At 68.7% G+C, this 15,181-nt stretch carries 15 protein-coding genes; 9 read left to right on the plus strand and 6 right to left on the minus strand.

Translation table 11 applies throughout. The features are described 5' to 3' along the window. Positions 1 to 233 precede the first annotated feature (233 nt). From AC07YH_RS07220 to AC07YH_RS07235, 4 genes are read left to right on the plus strand one after another with little or no spacing between them, the layout of a single operon-like run. On the plus strand, positions 234 to 1,349 hold the full coding sequence (locus tag AC07YH_RS07220) for an MlaE family ABC transporter permease (RefSeq protein ID WP_494746311.1): 1,116 nt from the start codon (positions 234 to 236) through the stop codon (positions 1,347 to 1,349). Then, positions 1,346 to 2,182, plus strand: a complete 837-nt coding sequence (locus AC07YH_RS07225) for an ABC transporter ATP-binding protein (protein WP_494746312.1) — start codon at positions 1,346 to 1,348, stop codon at positions 2,180 to 2,182. The genes AC07YH_RS07220 and AC07YH_RS07225 overlap by 4 nt, the downstream gene beginning before the upstream one ends. Continuing rightward, positions 2,182 to 3,120: an MlaD family protein gene (locus AC07YH_RS07230; protein WP_494746313.1), complete on the plus strand. Its 939-nt coding sequence runs from the start codon at positions 2,182 to 2,184 to the stop codon at positions 3,118 to 3,120. The genes AC07YH_RS07225 and AC07YH_RS07230 overlap by 1 nt, the downstream gene beginning before the upstream one ends. Beyond that, a complete protein-coding gene (locus AC07YH_RS07235; protein WP_494746314.1) occupies positions 3,117 to 3,755 on the plus strand; it encodes an ABC-type transport auxiliary lipoprotein family protein in 639 nt (212 codons plus the stop codon). The genes AC07YH_RS07230 and AC07YH_RS07235 overlap by 4 nt, the downstream gene beginning before the upstream one ends. On the opposite strand, the gene AC07YH_RS07240 is transcribed toward AC07YH_RS07235, so the two are convergent. Beyond that, on the minus strand, positions 3,752 to 4,516 hold the full coding sequence (locus AC07YH_RS07240; RefSeq protein ID WP_494746315.1) for an NUDIX hydrolase: 765 nt from the start codon (positions 4,514 to 4,516) through the stop codon (positions 3,752 to 3,754). The genes AC07YH_RS07235 and AC07YH_RS07240 overlap by 4 nt on opposite strands. A gap of 69 nt (positions 4,517 to 4,585) precedes the next feature. Next, a complete protein-coding gene (gene spbR / locus AC07YH_RS07245) occupies positions 4,586 to 5,737 on the minus strand; it encodes a pole-localized protein SpbR (RefSeq protein WP_494746316.1) in 1,152 nt (383 codons plus the stop codon). A 198-nt stretch (positions 5,738 to 5,935) separates the two neighbouring features. Here spbR and AC07YH_RS07250 point away from each other — a divergent pair, with 198 nt between their 5' ends. After that, positions 5,936 to 7,723, plus strand: coding sequence for an ATP-binding protein (locus tag AC07YH_RS07250; protein WP_494746317.1), 1,788 nt, complete (start codon positions 5,936 to 5,938; stop codon positions 7,721 to 7,723). 80 nt (positions 7,724 to 7,803) lie between these two features. Then, entirely contained in the window at positions 7,804 to 8,994 is a 1,191-nt protein-coding gene (locus AC07YH_RS07255) for a CaiB/BaiF CoA transferase family protein (protein ID WP_494746318.1), read from the plus strand. Here AC07YH_RS07255 and AC07YH_RS07260 read toward each other — a convergent pair. Further along, positions 8,981 to 9,850, minus strand: a complete 870-nt coding sequence (locus tag AC07YH_RS07260; RefSeq protein ID WP_494746319.1) for a transglycosylase SLT domain-containing protein — start codon at positions 9,848 to 9,850, stop codon at positions 8,981 to 8,983. The two genes, AC07YH_RS07255 and AC07YH_RS07260, sit on opposite strands and share 14 nt — an antisense overlap. 194 nt (positions 9,851 to 10,044) lie before the next feature. Here AC07YH_RS07260 and AC07YH_RS07265 point away from each other — a divergent pair, with 194 nt between their 5' ends. Then, complete coding sequence (locus tag AC07YH_RS07265) at positions 10,045 to 10,761, plus strand: energy transducer TonB family protein (protein ID WP_494746320.1); 717 nt, start codon at positions 10,045 to 10,047, stop codon at positions 10,759 to 10,761. A 62-nt stretch (positions 10,762 to 10,823) separates the two neighbouring features. On the opposite strand, the gene AC07YH_RS07270 is transcribed toward AC07YH_RS07265, so the two are convergent. After that, positions 10,824 to 11,987 carry an acyl-CoA dehydrogenase family protein gene (locus tag AC07YH_RS07270; protein WP_494746321.1) on the minus strand — a complete coding sequence of 388 codons (1,164 nt, stop codon included), beginning with the start codon at positions 11,985 to 11,987 and terminating at the stop codon, positions 10,824 to 10,826. 6 nt (positions 11,988 to 11,993) lie between these two features. Then, a complete protein-coding gene (locus AC07YH_RS07275) occupies positions 11,994 to 13,019 on the minus strand; it encodes an NAD(P)/FAD-dependent oxidoreductase (RefSeq protein WP_494746322.1) in 1,026 nt (341 codons plus the stop codon). Between the two features lie 215 nt (positions 13,020 to 13,234). Between AC07YH_RS07275 and AC07YH_RS07280 the strand changes: the two genes are divergently transcribed. Then, positions 13,235 to 13,642, plus strand: coding sequence for a helix-turn-helix domain-containing protein (locus AC07YH_RS07280; protein WP_494615040.1), 408 nt, complete (start codon positions 13,235 to 13,237; stop codon positions 13,640 to 13,642). A gap of 126 nt (positions 13,643 to 13,768) precedes the next feature. Then, positions 13,769 to 14,800, plus strand: a complete 1,032-nt coding sequence (locus tag AC07YH_RS07285; protein ID WP_494746323.1) for a DNA topoisomerase IB — start codon at positions 13,769 to 13,771, stop codon at positions 14,798 to 14,800. 19 nt (positions 14,801 to 14,819) lie between these two features. Here the strand turns inward: AC07YH_RS07285 and AC07YH_RS07290 are convergent, their stop codons facing one another. Beyond that, positions 14,820 to 15,077 (minus strand): hypothetical protein, encoded by a 258-nt coding sequence (locus AC07YH_RS07290; protein WP_494746324.1) that lies wholly within the window; start codon positions 15,075 to 15,077, stop codon positions 14,820 to 14,822. Between the last annotated feature and the right edge of the window lie 104 nt (positions 15,078 to 15,181).

Below are 15,181 nucleotides of genomic sequence, written 5' to 3' on the forward strand. Positions count from 1 at the left end.
GTCCGGAAAAATAAGAATTCGTTGACCATGTTCGTGACGGGAATCCGTTAACCAAGACTGAAGGTCGGACCCCTGCGCGCTCGCGCCGCACCACAATGTCGAGGCCGACGGCGCGACGCCTTTTTCCGAGCGCGGAACGTTAACCAGCAACAAGCTGCGCCTTGGCGCGTTTTGGGCTTGTCAGGTCCACGGCGGGGCTTGGATATAACCAGGAAACGAGCCCCTAGGACTTCATGGCTTTACCGGCGGACTTCACCTTGACCGATCAGGACGGCCGCACGACGGCCGTGCTGACGGGGGACTGGACCGCTCGGGGCCTGTTCGACGCGGGCTTGCGCCTGGACGCCGACCTGTCGGGCAAGCGCGCCATCGATATGGACCTGACGGGCGTCAATCGCTGCGACACCGCCGGCGCCTATGCGATTCTGCGGGCGGGCGGCGAAAACCTCGAACCCAAGGACGTCCAGGCGCGCCGCGAGGTGCTGCGCCTGCTGGAACTGGTCCGCGCCGCTATTCAGGTCGAGCCTGAGCCGACCGTCCGTCCGGGCGGCTTCCACGCTTTGCTGGAGCGGATCGGGCGAGGCGTCTTCGGCCTGTTCCAGGACGGCTACGGCACCATGATCTTCCTGGGCCACCTGCTGGTCGCCCTGGGCCGCTGCATCGCCGATCCGCGCCGCATCCGCTGGGCGCCCGTCGTGGCCCTGTGCGAGCGCGCCGGTCTGGACGCCATGCCGATCGTGGCGACCACGACCTTCTTCATCGGCGCGGTGGTGGCCTTGCTGGGCGCCAACATGCTCACCGAGTTCGGGGCCCAGGTGTATTCGGTCGAGCTGATCGGCATCTCGGTGATGCGCGAGTTCAACATCCTGATCACCGCCATCCTGCTGGCCGGCCGCTCGGCCTCCAGCTTCGCGGCCGAGATCGGCTCGATGAAGATGAACCAGGAGATCGACGCCATGCAGGTCATGGGCGTGGACCCTTACGAGGCGCTGGTGCTGCCGCGCTTCGCCGCCCTGCTCTTCACCATCCCGCTGCTGGTCTTCGTGGCCACCATCGCGGGCCTGGCCGGCGGCATGCTGGTGGTCTGGGTCGTGCTGGACCTGTCGCCGACCTTCTTCCTGCAGCGGGTCATCGACTTCGTCGGCCCCACCCATTTCTGGATCGGCATGTCCAAGGCTCCGGTGATGGCCGCGGTGATCGCCGCCATCGGCTGCCGGCAGGGCATGGAGGTCGGTAACGACATCGAGTCGCTGGGCCGGCGGGTGACGGCGGCCGTGGTGCACGCGATCTTCGCCATCATCCTGATCGATGCGGTCTTCGCCCTCGTCTACATGGAGCTGGACGTTTGACCGGCCCCGCTGAAATCCCGCCGGCCATCGAGACGGCCGAGGCCGAGAAGCATCCGATCGAGGTGCAGGGCTTGGTTTCGATGTTCGGTGACAACACCGTCCACGACGGCCTGGACCTGAAGGTCGAGCGCGGCGAGGTGCTGGGTGTGGTCGGCGGTTCGGGCACCGGCAAGTCGGTGCTGCTGAACACCATCATCGGCCTGAAGGTCCCGGACGGCGGCACGGTCCGCCTGTTCGGCGGCGACATGCGCGTGGCCTCGCGCCGTCGCTGGTCGTCGGTCGAGCGCCGCTGGGGCGTCCTCTTCCAGGCGGGCGCGCTGTTCTCGAACCTGACCGTGCGCGAGAACGTCTCCGCGCCGCTCTACGAACATACCAAGCTGCCCCGTCGCGAGATCGAGGAGATCGCCGACCTGAAGATCGCCATGGTCGGCCTGCCCGCCCGCGCCGCGCTGCTGAAGCCGGCCGAGCTGTCGGGCGGGATGCGCAAGCGCGCTGGCCTCGCCCGCGCTCTGGCCATGGACCCAGAACTGCTGTTCCTGGACGAACCCACCGCCGGCCTCGACCCGATCGCGGCCGAGGCCTTCGACGCCCTGATCAAGGACCTGTCGGACAGCCTGGACCTGACGGTGTTCATGATCACCCACGACCTGGACAGCCTCTACGCCATCACCGACCGCGTCGCCGTCCTGGCCGACAAGAAGGTCGTCGCGGTGGCGCCCGTTCGCGAACTCGAGCGTTCGGATCATCCCTGGATCAAGCAATACTTCCTGGGCCCCCGGGGTCGCGCCGCCGCGACCGCCGAGGATCCGGCCGAGGCGAGGACCGACTTCTGATGGAAAGAAACGCCAACTACGCCTTGGTGGGGGCCATATCGCTGGCTCTGTTCATGGGCCTGGTGATCTTCGTGGTCTGGCTGGCCAAGCTCAGCTTCAGCAAGGACTACGACCTCTACGACATCCTGTTCATCGGTCCGGTGCGCGGTCTGTCGACGGGCGGCGAGGTGCACTTCAACGGCATCAAGGTCGGCGAGGTCAGCCGTATCGAGCTGGACAAGACCGACCCTAACCGCGTCATCGCCCGCGTGCGCATGACCTCGGACGTGCCGGTCAAGGTCGATAGCTACGCCACGCTGGAGCCGCAGGGCATCACCGGCGTCAACTACGTCCAGATCACCGCCGGCTCGCCGAACAAGGAGCTGCTGAAGGACACCGTCAAGAACGGCAAGGTCCCCGTGCTGCGCAGCCAGCGCAGCGCCCTCTCCGACCTGCTGGAAGGCGGCGGCACCGTGCTGACCCGCACCATCGAGGCGCTGGACCGCGTCAACCGCGTGTTGTCCGACCAGAACATCAAGACCTTCAGCGCCTCGCTCAGCGACGTCCAGGCGGTCACCGCCGAGCTGCGCGAGCGCAAGGAAATCATCGCCGACGCCCAGAAGGCGCTGCAGAGCATCGATGCGACCGCACAGTCGATCACCAACCTGACCAACAACGCCAACGGCCTGGTCGAGGGCGACGCCAAACGCACCCTGAAGGAGGCCGGCGACGCCGCCGCCGAACTGAAGGCCGCCGCCAAGGACGCCCGCGCCATGGTCAGCAAGCTGGAAGGTCCGACCAGCGACTTCGCCAGCACCGGCCTGCCGCAGCTGTCGGCGGCCATCGTCACCCTGCAATCGGCCGCCGAGTCCCTGGACCGCCTGGTCGCCGACGTCGAACAGAACCCCCGTGGCGTGGTCGGCAAGGCCCCGGCCAAGGAAGTGGAGGTCAAGCCGTGAGCCCGATGATCCGCAACGCAGCTCGCATCCTGGCCGTCTCGGCCGTGGCGCTCAGCCTCTCGGCCTGCATCAGCGTCTTCCCGAAGACCAAGCCGGCGTCGATGTACCGCTTCGGCGACGCCGACGTCAGCGCGGCCAAGGGTCCGGCGGGCGCGATGTTCGGCGTGCTGAAGGCTCCCTCGGCCTTCACCCGCGCCGCCGCCGGCGACCGCCTGCTGACCGTGACCAATGGCGAGGTGGCCTATATCGCCGGGGCCCGCTGGGTATCGCCGGCCTTCATCCTGTTCGAGGAGGCCACCGCCCGCGCGTTCGAGAACGATCCGGGCCGCGCGCGCCTGATCGGTCGCGGCGAAGTGGCCAAGGCCGACCTGGTGCTACGCCTGGAGGTCCGCACCTTCGAGGCCGACTACATCAATGGTCCGAAAGCGGCTCCCGAGATCGTGGTGCGTGTACGCGCCGTCCTCAACCGCAACAGCGACCGCGCCCTGGTCGGCGACCAGATCTTCGAGGCCAAGGTGAAAGCCGCCGACAACCGCGTCGGCGCCATCGTGCCGGCTTACGACCAGGCTGTCGGGAAGGTTCTGGGCGACGTGGTCGGCTGGGTGAACGCGGCAGGACCGGGCCTGAAGAACTAGAGCGCCTCAAGCGGTTCCGTCACGGGGCCGTAGCCCGCGTCTTCCTGGATCCGCAGGACCTTGCCGTCGACCCAAGGCTCGACCGTGACCAACGCCCGCCCCTCGGCCCGCGCCACGGCGTCGGCGGGGTCGGCGCTCTCGGCCAGCAGCTGCAGGTTCATGCGCGTGGGGAAGATCACCTTGCGCTCGCCCGAGGCCGCCAGGTCCAGCGCCAGGCTGGGCGCGATCCACTCGGCGTCGACCGCCTCGTGGCCGTCGCAGATCGCCTGCTGGGCCAGCGGCGCGTGGGCGACGTAGAACCAGGTGTCGAACCGCTTGGGCATCAGCTTGGGCGTGATCCAGCGAGCGAACACGGTCAGGGCCGAGAGGTCCAGCTTCAGGCCCAGATCCTCGACCACGTCGATGAAAGCCACCCTGTCCTGCGCCACCGCGTCCCGGATATCCTTGGCCGCCTCGCCGGCATAGAAGGCCCCGTCCTTTTCACGGGCCAGCAGCACGCCGGCCTCCTCATAGGCCTCGCGGATGGCCGCGATGCGCAGGGCCACGCCGTCCTGTCCAACTTCATCGAAGCCGATGGCCAGGTCACGCCAGCGCGGGTCGCTGTCGCCGCCGTGGCTCTTGCCGCCCGGGAACACCAGGGCCCCGGCGGCGAAGTCGATCTGGTGGTGGCGCTTGACCATCAGCACCTCGAACGCCGGCGCGTCCCGAAGCAGCAGTATGGTGGCGGCGAGGCGGATCTCGCCCGGCTGTGAGTCAGACATGGCGGGAAGTCTGGCGCCGCTCCGTGCGATTGCCCAGACTTCTTTCGAACATCCGTTTGGTTGAGGCGCTTAGGCCGCGCCCTGATCCTTGTCGCGATCCGAGCGCCGGCGGTTGGCGCTGCGGTCCATGCGCTCCAGCAGGTACTCGCTGTCCTCGCGCGAGACCGTGTGCGACGAGGTCAGGAAGCGCTGGATCATATGCTCCTGGAAGCGCGCACGATCGTTGGCGCCGCCATCGAACTCCAGGCCGTGATAGGCGTCGACGCCCGCGCGAAAGGCCGAGTAGAGGCGCGGCGGCAGGCCGGCACGCTCGCAGATCGCCTTCAGACCCAGGGGGCCGGCGTCGTGGATCATCAGCCAGGTGCGGTGGTGCGGCACGCCCGACAGCTCGGCCACGGCCCACTCGAAGAAGCCCATATGGCCATGGGCCAGGGCCCGCAGGACCAGGGACGGCGACAGGCGGCCCACCTTGGCAAGGTGCGCCACGAAGGCCTTGGGGTCGGCGGCGCGGCCGGCCTGGTCGACCAGGTCGATCGTCGCCCGCTCCTTGGCGCCGAGGATCAGCTCCATCGTGCGCTCGGCCGACAGGGCGTGGCTGGCCAGGATGTGGTCGCGCAGTTGCTCGCCGACCATGTCGATCAGGCGCTCGCTGACCGACAGCGGCAGGGCCGTGCGATAGGCGACGGCCTGCAGCACGCTCTCCGACTTGGCGAAGCGATCCAGGGCCTTTTGCAGCGCCACTTCCGAGAAGCGGGCATTGTCGTTGGCGCAGGCCGTGGCGACCACGTCCTCGTCACCCTGCTCGACCAAAAGGGTGGTGATGCGGCTGGAGAGCTTCGGACGCTTGGCGACGGCCTTCTGGCGCACCGCGCCGCCGACGCGAACGATCTCGGCCAGGTCGGTGTCGGTGAACACCGGCGAGAAGCTGATGATCGGCAGGCTGACGCTGTCGACGTCGCGGGCCAAGCGGTTGGCGACGTCCGGCGGCAGAGCCATGGAATTCTTCAGGGTGACGGCCATGGCCCGGCGGACCAGTTCGGCGGCGTCGGCGGCCATCACCCGCAGGATCTCGTGGGCGACCGTGCGATCCTCGTCGCTCAGCGCGCCGCGATCGATGCTGCGGCACAGCTTGTGCGCGGCCAGCGCCCGCTCGTCGGGCGTCGCGCCCTTCACGAGCATGCGGATGTCGGAGTCGGTGAGTGCGGCGCGGGTGGTGGCCATGGTTCGCCTGCCAAAGACGTAGGGAGTGGGACGTAGGGAATGGGACGTCGGGAATGGGACGGAGGAACTTGGAGTCACATCCTCGACGGTTAGGCTTAATGATTGTTTGAACTTCGTACCTGTGGATTAACGATACCCCGTAACCGGGTACAAACCACGACGCTCTAAGGTGCGCTCTCAATAACGAGGAGTGCGACCTTGCTCGCCGAGCGCCGCCCAAGAGACATTGCCACGGACGGCGCGCACCTCGCCAAGGCCCTGGACGCCCAGGCCGCGCTATTGCCTTACGCGCTTGGGGTTTTCGCGGTCAGCCTGCCGCTTTTCGTGTGGATCGGATCGTTCGCCGCCAACCGCGTTTGGATGACCGCCAGCTTCGCCGTGTTCGCGATCAACTGGGGCCTCTTCTACGCGGTGGTGAACTGGCTGCGCGACGAAGCGTCGCAAGATCTTAACCGTAGAGCCCGCGTGCAGGTCATCGGCGGCGTGCTCTGGGCCCTGGCCGCCGTGCAGGTCTCGATCTTCGCCCTGGGCGCCGGACCGGCCCGCGAGCCGCTGCTGCTGCTGGCCACGGCCGGCGCGGTGCTGTGCGCCTTCTTCGCCGCGCCCTATCTGGTCGGCCTGCTGATCGTCGCGCCGATCGCGGCGGCTGGCCCGCTGATCGTCTCCTTCTCCGGCAATCGCGAGCTGGGCGAGCTGACCTGGGGCGCGACCGCCCTGGCCCTGACCCTGGCCCTGATCCTCAACCGCATGTTCCGCCGCCAGCACGACCTGGCCGTCCGCCACGAGCACATGGTTGATGAGCGCTTGCGGGTGCTGGAGACGGCCGAACGCACCGCCCGGTCGAAGTCCGACATCGTCGCCACCCTCAGCCACGAAATCCGCAACGGCCTGACCGGCGTCACCCACGTGCTGGCCGCCGCCGCCGGCAAGGGCGGCCGCGCCGCGCCGTCGCGCGAGCAGTTGAACGCCGCCCTCGACGCGGCCCAGGACCTGATCGCGGTGCTGAACGCCACGCTGGACAGCGAGACCGCCGAGTCCGGCCGCCTCAGCGTCGAGGCCCAGCCGTTCGATCCGGTCCGCCTGGTCCAGGACCTGGCCCTGCTGGACAAGCCGCACGCCGCGACCAAGGGCCTGGAACTGGCCGTCCATATCGATCCGTTGCTGCGCGGCCGCGACAAGGGCGCTGTGGTCGCCGACGCCCTGCGCACCCGCCAGATCATCGCCAACCTGCTGGGCAACGCGGTCAAGTACACCGTGCGCGGCCGTATCGAGGTCCGCCTGGAACTGCGCGAAGGCCAGATCGCCATCGAGGTCGCCGATACCGGTCCGGGCCTGTCGGTCGAGGAGATCGAGCAGGCGTTTGAACCCTTCCGCCGCGTCGAGCGCACCGGGGCCGGCGTCAACGGCGCGGGCCTGGGCCTGTCGCTGTCGCGCCAGCTGGCTCGCCTGATGGGCGGCACGCTGGAGGCCCGCAGCGCCGTGGGCGTCGGCAGCTGCTTCACGCTGATCCTGCCCTTCGACTCGGCCGCCGAATGCGAACTGGACGAAGGCGAGCTGGAAGCCGTCGCGGCCGAGACCTCGGGCGCGCCGCGCGCCATGCGCATCCTGATCGCCGAGGACGACGCCCTGAACGCGGCCATGCTGCGCGCCATCCTCGAGCAGCTGGGTCACCAGGTGGTCCACGCCCAGAACGGCCGCCGCGCCGCCGACCTGGCCAGGATTGCCGAATTCGACCTCCTGATGCTGGACCACCGCATGCCGGTGATGGACGGCCCGGCCGCCGCCGCCAGCCTGCGCGGGGGCGACGGTCCCAACCGCCACGCCCCGATCGTCGCCATCATCGACGGCGATGGCGAGGAGGCCACCGGCTTCCTGGAAGCGGGCGCCGACATCATGCTGCGCAAGCCGGTCAGCGTGGCGGGCGTGGCCCGAGCCCTGGCCGACGCCGCCGCCCTGGACCGTCGCGACGATCGCGCCGCCGCCTGACGGTCTCTGTCCTAAGGTAAGCCTTCCCCCTTTCCTCGCCCTCCCCCACACTCGTCTCAACGAGAAAAAGGGAGAGAGCGATGCTGGAGGGACTGCGGGTCGTCGAGCTGGCGACCTATATCGCCGCCCCCGGCGCGGCCGGGATCATGGCCGACTGGGGCGCCGAGGTGATCAAGGTCGAGTCGCCCGAGGGCGATCCGATGCGGCGGTTCTTCGACACCATCGGCTCGGACCAGGACGCCAACCCGATCTTCGAGCTCGACAACCGTGGCAAGAAGGCCGTGGTTCTGGACATCCGTTCCGACCTGGGCCGCGACGCCCTGAAAGCCCTGGCGGCCACCGCCGACATCTTCCTGACCAATGTCCGACCCGCAGCTTTGGCGCGCGCGGGCCTCGACTATGAGGCGCTGAAAGCGGTCAATCCGCGCCTGATCTATTGCAGCCTGACGGGCTATGGCTTGACCGGCCCGGACCGCGACAAGCCCGGCATGGACGTAGCGGCCTTCTGGTCCCGCGCCGGGGTCGGGTCGATCACCGCGCCGAAGGGGACCGAGCCCTTCCCGATCCGCACGGGCATGGGCGACCACGTCACCTCGCTGGCGACGGTGTCGGCGATCCTGGCGGCCGTGCACGAGCGCACCAACACCGGCGTTGGCCGACTGGTCGAGACCTCACTGCTGCGCACGGGCGTCTATGCGATCGGCTCGGACATGGCGATCCAGCTGCGCTTCGGGAAGCTGGCCTCGACGCGCGGACGGCGCGAGGCGCTGCAGCCGCTGGCCAACTTCTACAAGACCGCCGACGGCCGCTGGATCTGCCTGCTGCCCCGCCAGGGCTCGGTGGACTGGCCGCGCATCGCCGCCGCCGCCGGCCGGCCTGAACTGGTCGAGGACCCTCGCTTCGCCAACGCCAAAGCCCGCCGCGAGAATGGCCAGGCGCTGGTGGACATCCTGGACGAGGCCTTCGGGGCCATGGCCTATGACGACGCCGCCGAAGCGCTGGACGCCGGCGACATCACCTGGGCGCCCTACCAGACGCCGCGCGAGCTGGCCGTGGACGCGCAGGCCGAGGCGGCGGGCTGCTTCGTCGACACTCCCGACGGCGTGGGCGGCACGTTCAAGGCCCCCGCCGCGCCGGCGCGTTTTCAAGGGTCCGAGGACGGCCCGCGCGGCCCTGCGCCGAAGCTGGGCGCGGACACGGCGGCGGTGTTCAGGGCGTTGGGGTGGTCGGAAGATCAGGTCGCGGAACTGACCAAGGTCAGCGCTGGTTGACCTTGTCGTTGGCGTCGGCCAGCACGCGCAGCATCTCGGCCGAGAACATCGAGCTGGCCAGGCGCTGACCGCCGCCCATGTTGGAGTTGTCCGAGCCGCCGAACGGATTGCCGACGTCCTGCGAGCCGCGCAGGATCAGATCGACCATCGCCTCCTGCTGGCGAATGCGCTCCAGGCGGCGGCCGCCGGCATATTGCATGAAGCCCTGATCGCCCTCGGGCAGCTTGACCGGCGCCTGGTCCGTGACGCGGGTCGCGCCGCCGGTCTTGGTCAGATTGGCGTAGACCTCGCCCACCGTGGCGGCGCGGCCGTCCTTGTAGAAGATCGACTTGTTGGCCTGTGCCGCGTCCGGGAACATGGCGGCGGCGCTGGCGCCCGGCGAGGCGGTGGCGGCCTGGATCAGGCGAGCAGAGCCGGCCGGACCCAGGAAGTGGGCGGCGTAGAGTTCGCCGGAGGTCGGGTCGCGCCCCACCCGGCCCCGCAGATACGAAGCATGATCGGAGGCCAGCTCACCGGCCATCAGCGAGGCGGCGTGCGGATCGGCCTTGAGGCCCAGCACGGCCTTGCGGGCCTCGTCGCCCTCGACCCGATAGCGGCCGTCCGAGCCTTGGGTGATCAGGTCGGCATAGCGGGCGTAACCGTACTTGGAGCCATGCTTCTTCAGCGTGGACAGCCAGGTCTGATCGACGAACTGGAACAGGCCCGAAGCCGACGAGGTCCGCGCCTTGGCGGCCGGGTTGAACCCGCTTTCGCGCTTGGCGGTGCCCATCAGGAACGTGAAGTCGACCCCGGTCGCGCTGGAAGCGCGCTGGATCGCCGACTCGACGACGCTGCGGATGGAACTGACGGCGGGCATGGGCCTCAGGAGTCGGCGATCATGGTTAATTCACGATTAACCACGTTAACGCCCTGTCCCCAGATGACGACATGTCGCACTCATTCTTACAAGCGTAAGACAAATCGTCACGCAGATTACGATTGTCAATTTACAGCCTGGAGCGTTCGTGATGACCTGATCCTACAAACGTAATTTACGCGTAGGAGATCGACATGAACCTGGCTCTCCATCCCAGCGGCTCGGGCATCCCCGGCCTGGACGATGCGCCGCGCAAGCCGTCCAAGGTGCTGGTCATCGGCATCGCCGTCTCGGTCGCCGCGCACCTGGGACTGATCGGCTACCTGGCCTACACCAAGTACGTCACCCCGATGCCGATGGCGCAGGAGGATCCAGGCTTCATCCTCGAGCCAACCTACACCCCGCCGAAGCCGCCGCCGCCTCCTCCGCAGACCAACCAGCCGCCGCCGCAGAACCAGCTACGCCTGCACACGCCGGTTCCGACGCCGATCCCAGCGCCCGATCCGCTGCCGGTCAAGCCGCTGGATATCCCGCCAGGCCCCGCCGTCGATGGCCCGCCGGTGCTGCCGACCGTCCCGGCCGCGCCACAGGCCCCGCCCGCGCCGCCGCAGCCCAAGCTGATCACCCGCGCCAACTGGCTGCGCACGCCCTCCGCCGACGAGGTCTCGCGCTACTATCCGGAAAGCGCTCAGCGGCGTGGTCTGTCCGGCTCGGCGACGCTGAGCTGCATGGTGGCGATCAACGGCACGGTCCGCGACTGCGTGGTGGCCTCCGAAACGCCCGCCGATGAGGGCTTTGGCAATGCGGCGCTGAAGATCTCGCGCTTCTTCAAGATGAAGCCGCAGATGGAGAACGGCCAGGCCGTGGACGGCGCCACCGTCCGCATCCCGATCCGGTTCAGCGCGGGCTAGCCACCCACCCTCCGGCGCTGAAACGGCGGCCGGGTCGCGCCTTCCGCGACCCGGCCATCATTCTAATAGCTCTTGGGCAAGCCCAGCACGCGCTCGGCGATGAAGTTCAGGATCATCTCGCGGCTGACCGGCGCGATGCGGGCGATCATCGCTTCGCGGAAGTAGCGCTCGACGTCGTATTCCTTGGCGTAGCCCATGCCGCCATGGGCCAGGACCGCGTTCTCGCAAGCGTGGAAGCCGGCCTCGGCGCCCAGGTACTTGGCGGCGTTGGCCTCGGCCCCGCAGTCCTTGCCCTGGTCGTAGAGGGCGGCGGCCTTGAAGGCGAGGAGGTTGGCGGCCTCGAGTTCGGCCCACGACTTGGCCAGCGGATGGGCCACGCCTTGGTTCTTGCCGATCGGCCGGCCGAAAACGATCCGCTCATTGGCGTAGGTGGTGGCCTTGGCCAAAGCCGCACGGCCCAGGCCGATGGCCTCGACGGCGAACAGCACCCGCTCGGGGTTCAGACCGTGCAGCAGATAGGCGAAGCCCTTGCCCTCTTCGCCGACCAGGTCCTCGGCCGGGACGAACAGGTCCTCGATGAAGAGCATGTTACATTCGACGGCCTTGCGGCCCATCTTCGGGATCGGCTTGGCCTCGATCTTCTCGGCGTCGGTGTAGAACAGCGACAGGCCCTGGTGCGGCTTGGCGCACTGGTCCTTCGGGGTGGTGCGGGCGATGATCAGGATCTTGTTGGCGCGCTGGGCGCCGGTGGTCCAAATCTTCCGGCCGTTCAGGCGATAGCCGCCGTCCACCTTCTCGGCCCGCGTCTCCAGGCTGGAGGTGTCGAGCCCCGAGTTCGGCTCCGTCACCGCGAAGCACATCTTGTCCTCGCCCGAGATGATCCGGGGCAGCAGGCGGGTGCGCTGTTCGTCGGTGCCGAACTTCACGAGCGGCATCGGGCCGAAGATGTTGAGGTGGATGGCCGAGGCGCCCGAGAAGCCCGCGCCCGACTGGGCCACGGTCTGCATCATCACGGCCGCTTCGGTCAGGCCCAGGCCCGCGCCGCCGACGCTCTCGGGCATGGCCACGCCCAGCCATCCCCCTTGAGCGATGGCGGCGACGAATTCCTCGGGGAAGATTCCGGTCTCGTCCGTGCGGCGCCAGTATTCGTCGTCGAAGGCCGCGCACACCTTGGCGACGCCTTCGCGGATGGCTTCCTGCTCTTCGGTCAACCAGAATCCGGACATCCGGTCCTACTCCCCTGCGTTGCTTTGGCCCTCGGACTTCTCGAAACGGCGCGCGTCCATGACGGCGGCGTCCGGGCCCGGGTTATCGCCATTCAGATACGCCGCGACCATGTCGGCCACAAGCGGCGCAAGCAGCCAGCCGTTGCGGCGCGCGCCGACGGCCAGCATGACGCCGGGCGCCTGGCTCCAGCCGACCAGCGGCAGGCCGTCCGGCGTGGTGACCCGCACCCCGACCTCGACCTTGGCGGCGTCGAGATCCAGCTCCGGCCGCAGGGCCCAGGCCGCCGCACGCAGGCCTTGCGTCGCCGAGGCGTCGGGCAGCAGGTCGTCGCGGCCAGCCTCCATCGTGGCGCCGATCGCCAGGTCCTCGCCCGGCGCCAGATAGACGCCCTCGCCTCGCACCACTGTCTCGCCGGCCTCGGCCGACACCCGCAGGATCTGGCCCTTGATCGGCGCCAGCACCTTGGTCTCAGGCGCCAAGCGGCCGTCGCGGGCTCCGGGACCGGTCGCCAGGACCAGGGCGTCGAAGGCTTCGGTGCGGCCGTCAGCCAGGATCAGAGCCCCCGGCGAAAAGCCCTCGACCGCGCCGGTCTCGAACCGCACCCTGGCCGCCTCGGCCGCGCGGCGCAGGATGTCCAGCGTCGCCCGCGCCTCGACCCGCCAGTCCTCGTCCGTGTCGGCGTCCGGTAGGCCCAGCGCGGTGAGTCGCTCGCCGACCTGGCCACGCCAGGCGTCGGAACCCTCGAACCGCACACCGGTCCGGCCCAAGGGGATGCCTAGGTCTTGGGCAAAGGCCGGCCACAGATCGCGCGCTCGGCGCATGATCGGCAGGTGATCGCGCGAAGCCGGATCGAACAGAGCCTCGCTGACCGGCGCCAGCATGCCGGCGGCCACGCCCGAAGCGTTGTCGCCCGGCGCGGCCGGATCGAAGACGGTGGCCTTGAAGCCCGCCCGCGCCAGACGCAGCGCCACGGCTGATCCCAGGGCCCCGGCCCCGGCCACGGCGACACATGCGCCCGAATGAAGTTTCATGGGGCGCAAACACCTCTCGAGGGCCTGAACGTCAAGCCCCGTACAGAAGCCGGGAGGTTAAAATTCACCATTAACGATAAACCATGCATCGCGACACTTTGGCGCGAAGACCCAGTTCCGTGTACATGCGCACGTGACGTCGCAGCCAAGCTCGGTCTATATCCGTTAACACTTGAGTGAGGCCGCTGTCGCGGCGCTGAATGGATCCAAGGCGGATGAACGATCGAGCCGCAGCCGAACCGGCCCACCCTGTTGATCTCTATGTAGGGGCCCGGCTGAGAATTCGCCGCAAGATGATGGGACTTTCGCAGACCCAAGTCGCCGACGCCCTGGGCATCACCTTCCAGCAGATCCAGAAGTACGAGCGCGGCGCCAACCGCATCAGCGCCAGCAAGCTGTATGACGCGGCCAAGCTGCTGCAAGCCCCTGTCTCCTACTTCTTCGAGGGCCTCGAGGACACCGACGGCGGCATCGACGACGGCTTCGCCCAGCGCATGACCGAGTTCGTCTCGACGCCGGAAGGCCTGGAACTGGCTAGCCTTTTCCCGCGCCTGTCGGATCGTCGCCTGCGCCGCCGGGTCGTCGATCTGGTCCGCGCCATGGTGGACGACGAGGCTCCGTAAGACCCTCCACTCAGTACCGCTTTCGAAAGGCCCGCGACTTCGCATCGCGGGCCTTTTCGCATTCGGAACCGCCCCTCGCGCCCGCCGTTGATCCGGCGACGGAGCGCTGAAAAAGGGGCTGGCGACATGCCACGCGACACGGTCGATTTTCCGCCGGTCTCGCCCGGCCTTCTCTACGTCAATGACGACGATCCCGGCCTGCGCCGGATCAAGAGCGGCGACGGCTTCGACTACCGCGATCCGGACGGCGCGCGAATCGACGACGCCGGCGCGCTGGAGCGGATTCGCGCCCTGGCCATCCCGCCGGCCTGGACGCACGTCTGGATCTGCCCCTCGCCGCGCGGCCACATCCAGGCCACCGGCCGCGACCAGCGGGGCCGCAAGCAGTACCGCTATCACGACGCCTGGCGGCGCGACCGCGACGGCCTGAAGTTCGGCCGCATGATCGCCTTCGGCCGCGCCCTGCCCAAGCTGCGGACCCGGGTCGAGAAGGACCTCGCCCGCCGGGGGCTGCCTCGCGACAAGGTCGTCGCCGCCGTGGTGCGGCTGATGGAGCTGACCCTGATCCGCGTCGGCAACGAGGCCTACGCCAAGGAGAACAAGAGCTTCGGCCTGACCACCCTGCGCGACCGGCACGCCAAGCTGTCCAGCGTCGGCGGCACGTTCCAGTTCAAGGGCAAGAGCGGCGTGGTCCACACCACCGGCTTCCGCGACCGGCGCCTGGCCCGCATCGTCAAGGCCTGCCAGGACGTGCCGGGCCAGCGCCTGTTCCAGTATCTCGACGACGACGGTCAAAGGCGCTCGGTCGAGAGCGCCGACGTCAACGCCTATATCCGCGCGGCGATGGGCGAGGACTTCTCGGCCAAGGACTTCCGCACCTGGGCCGGCACCCTGGCCGCCGCCCGCGCCCTGTGCCTCGTCCCGAAGGCCGGCAGCGCGACCGAGGCCAAGCGCAACGTCAACACCTGCGTGAAGGCGGTCGCGGGCCTGCTGGGCAATACGGCCGCCGTCTGCCGGGGGTCCTATATCCACCCGCTGGTGCTGGAGGCCTATCAGCAGGGCGTGCTGCCGCTGAAGCCCGGCCGCTCGTCCCGCGCCTTCGAACTGGCCGTGATCCGCTTCCTGGAGGCCGCCAAGGCCTCGTGCGCCGAGGCCTGACGGCGGAGAACGGCGAGACCTATTCGCCGTCGAAGACCTCCGGGCGTTCGTCGTCGGAATCGCCGTCCTCGTCCTGCTCCAGGTCGATGATCTCGTCGTCGTCGAGATCCTCGCCGATCAAGGCGTCGTCGTCATCCTCGTCGCCCTCGGCCTGGGTGACGTCCAGCACGTCGGGCAGCTCCTCGAAGGTGCGGAACTCGCCGTCCTTGCCGATGACGTCATCGTCCATGGCCTCGGCGCCGTCCTGCTCATCGTATCCGTTGTCGACATCGGTCATGGCGTCTCTCCTGTGCCTGCAGAAGGAATGGTTGGCGGCGGACGGCGTTCCGGTCTTGATCATTCAGCTCCCTTCCCCTCGATGGGGAAGGGTTGGGGATGGGG

It is taken from the genome of Caulobacter sp. GW456-12-1-14-TSB4, from assembly GCF_059424195.1.

Coding starts and splice junctions, on each gene's coding strand:
- AC07YH_RS07240 (WP_494746315.1), bottom strand. CDS start 4,516: ATGTCTGACTCACAGCCGGGCGAGATCCGCCTCGCCGCCACCATACTG.
- AC07YH_RS07270 (WP_494746321.1), bottom strand. CDS start 11,987: ATGTCCGGATTCTGGTTGACCGAAGAGCAGGAAGCCATCCGCGAAGGC.
- AC07YH_RS07260 (WP_494746319.1), bottom strand. CDS start 9,850: ATGCCCGCCGTCAGTTCCATCCGCAGCGTCGTCGAGTCGGCGATCCAG.
- AC07YH_RS07220 (WP_494746311.1), top strand. CDS start 234: ATGGCTTTACCGGCGGACTTCACCTTGACCGATCAGGACGGCCGCACG.
- spbR (WP_494746316.1), bottom strand. CDS start 5,737: ATGGCCACCACCCGCGCCGCACTCACCGACTCCGACATCCGCATGCTC.
- AC07YH_RS07255 (WP_494746318.1), top strand. CDS start 7,804: ATGCTGGAGGGACTGCGGGTCGTCGAGCTGGCGACCTATATCGCCGCC.
- AC07YH_RS07265 (WP_494746320.1), top strand. CDS start 10,045: ATGAACCTGGCTCTCCATCCCAGCGGCTCGGGCATCCCCGGCCTGGAC.
- AC07YH_RS07275 (WP_494746322.1), bottom strand. CDS start 13,019: ATGAAACTTCATTCGGGCGCATGTGTCGCCGTGGCCGGGGCCGGGGCC.
- AC07YH_RS07285 (WP_494746323.1), top strand. CDS start 13,769: ATGCCACGCGACACGGTCGATTTTCCGCCGGTCTCGCCCGGCCTTCTC.
- AC07YH_RS07230 (WP_494746313.1), top strand. CDS start 2,182: ATGGAAAGAAACGCCAACTACGCCTTGGTGGGGGCCATATCGCTGGCT.
- AC07YH_RS07290 (WP_494746324.1), bottom strand. CDS start 15,077: ATGACCGATGTCGACAACGGATACGATGAGCAGGACGGCGCCGAGGCC.
- AC07YH_RS07280 (WP_494615040.1), top strand. CDS start 13,235: ATGAACGATCGAGCCGCAGCCGAACCGGCCCACCCTGTTGATCTCTAT.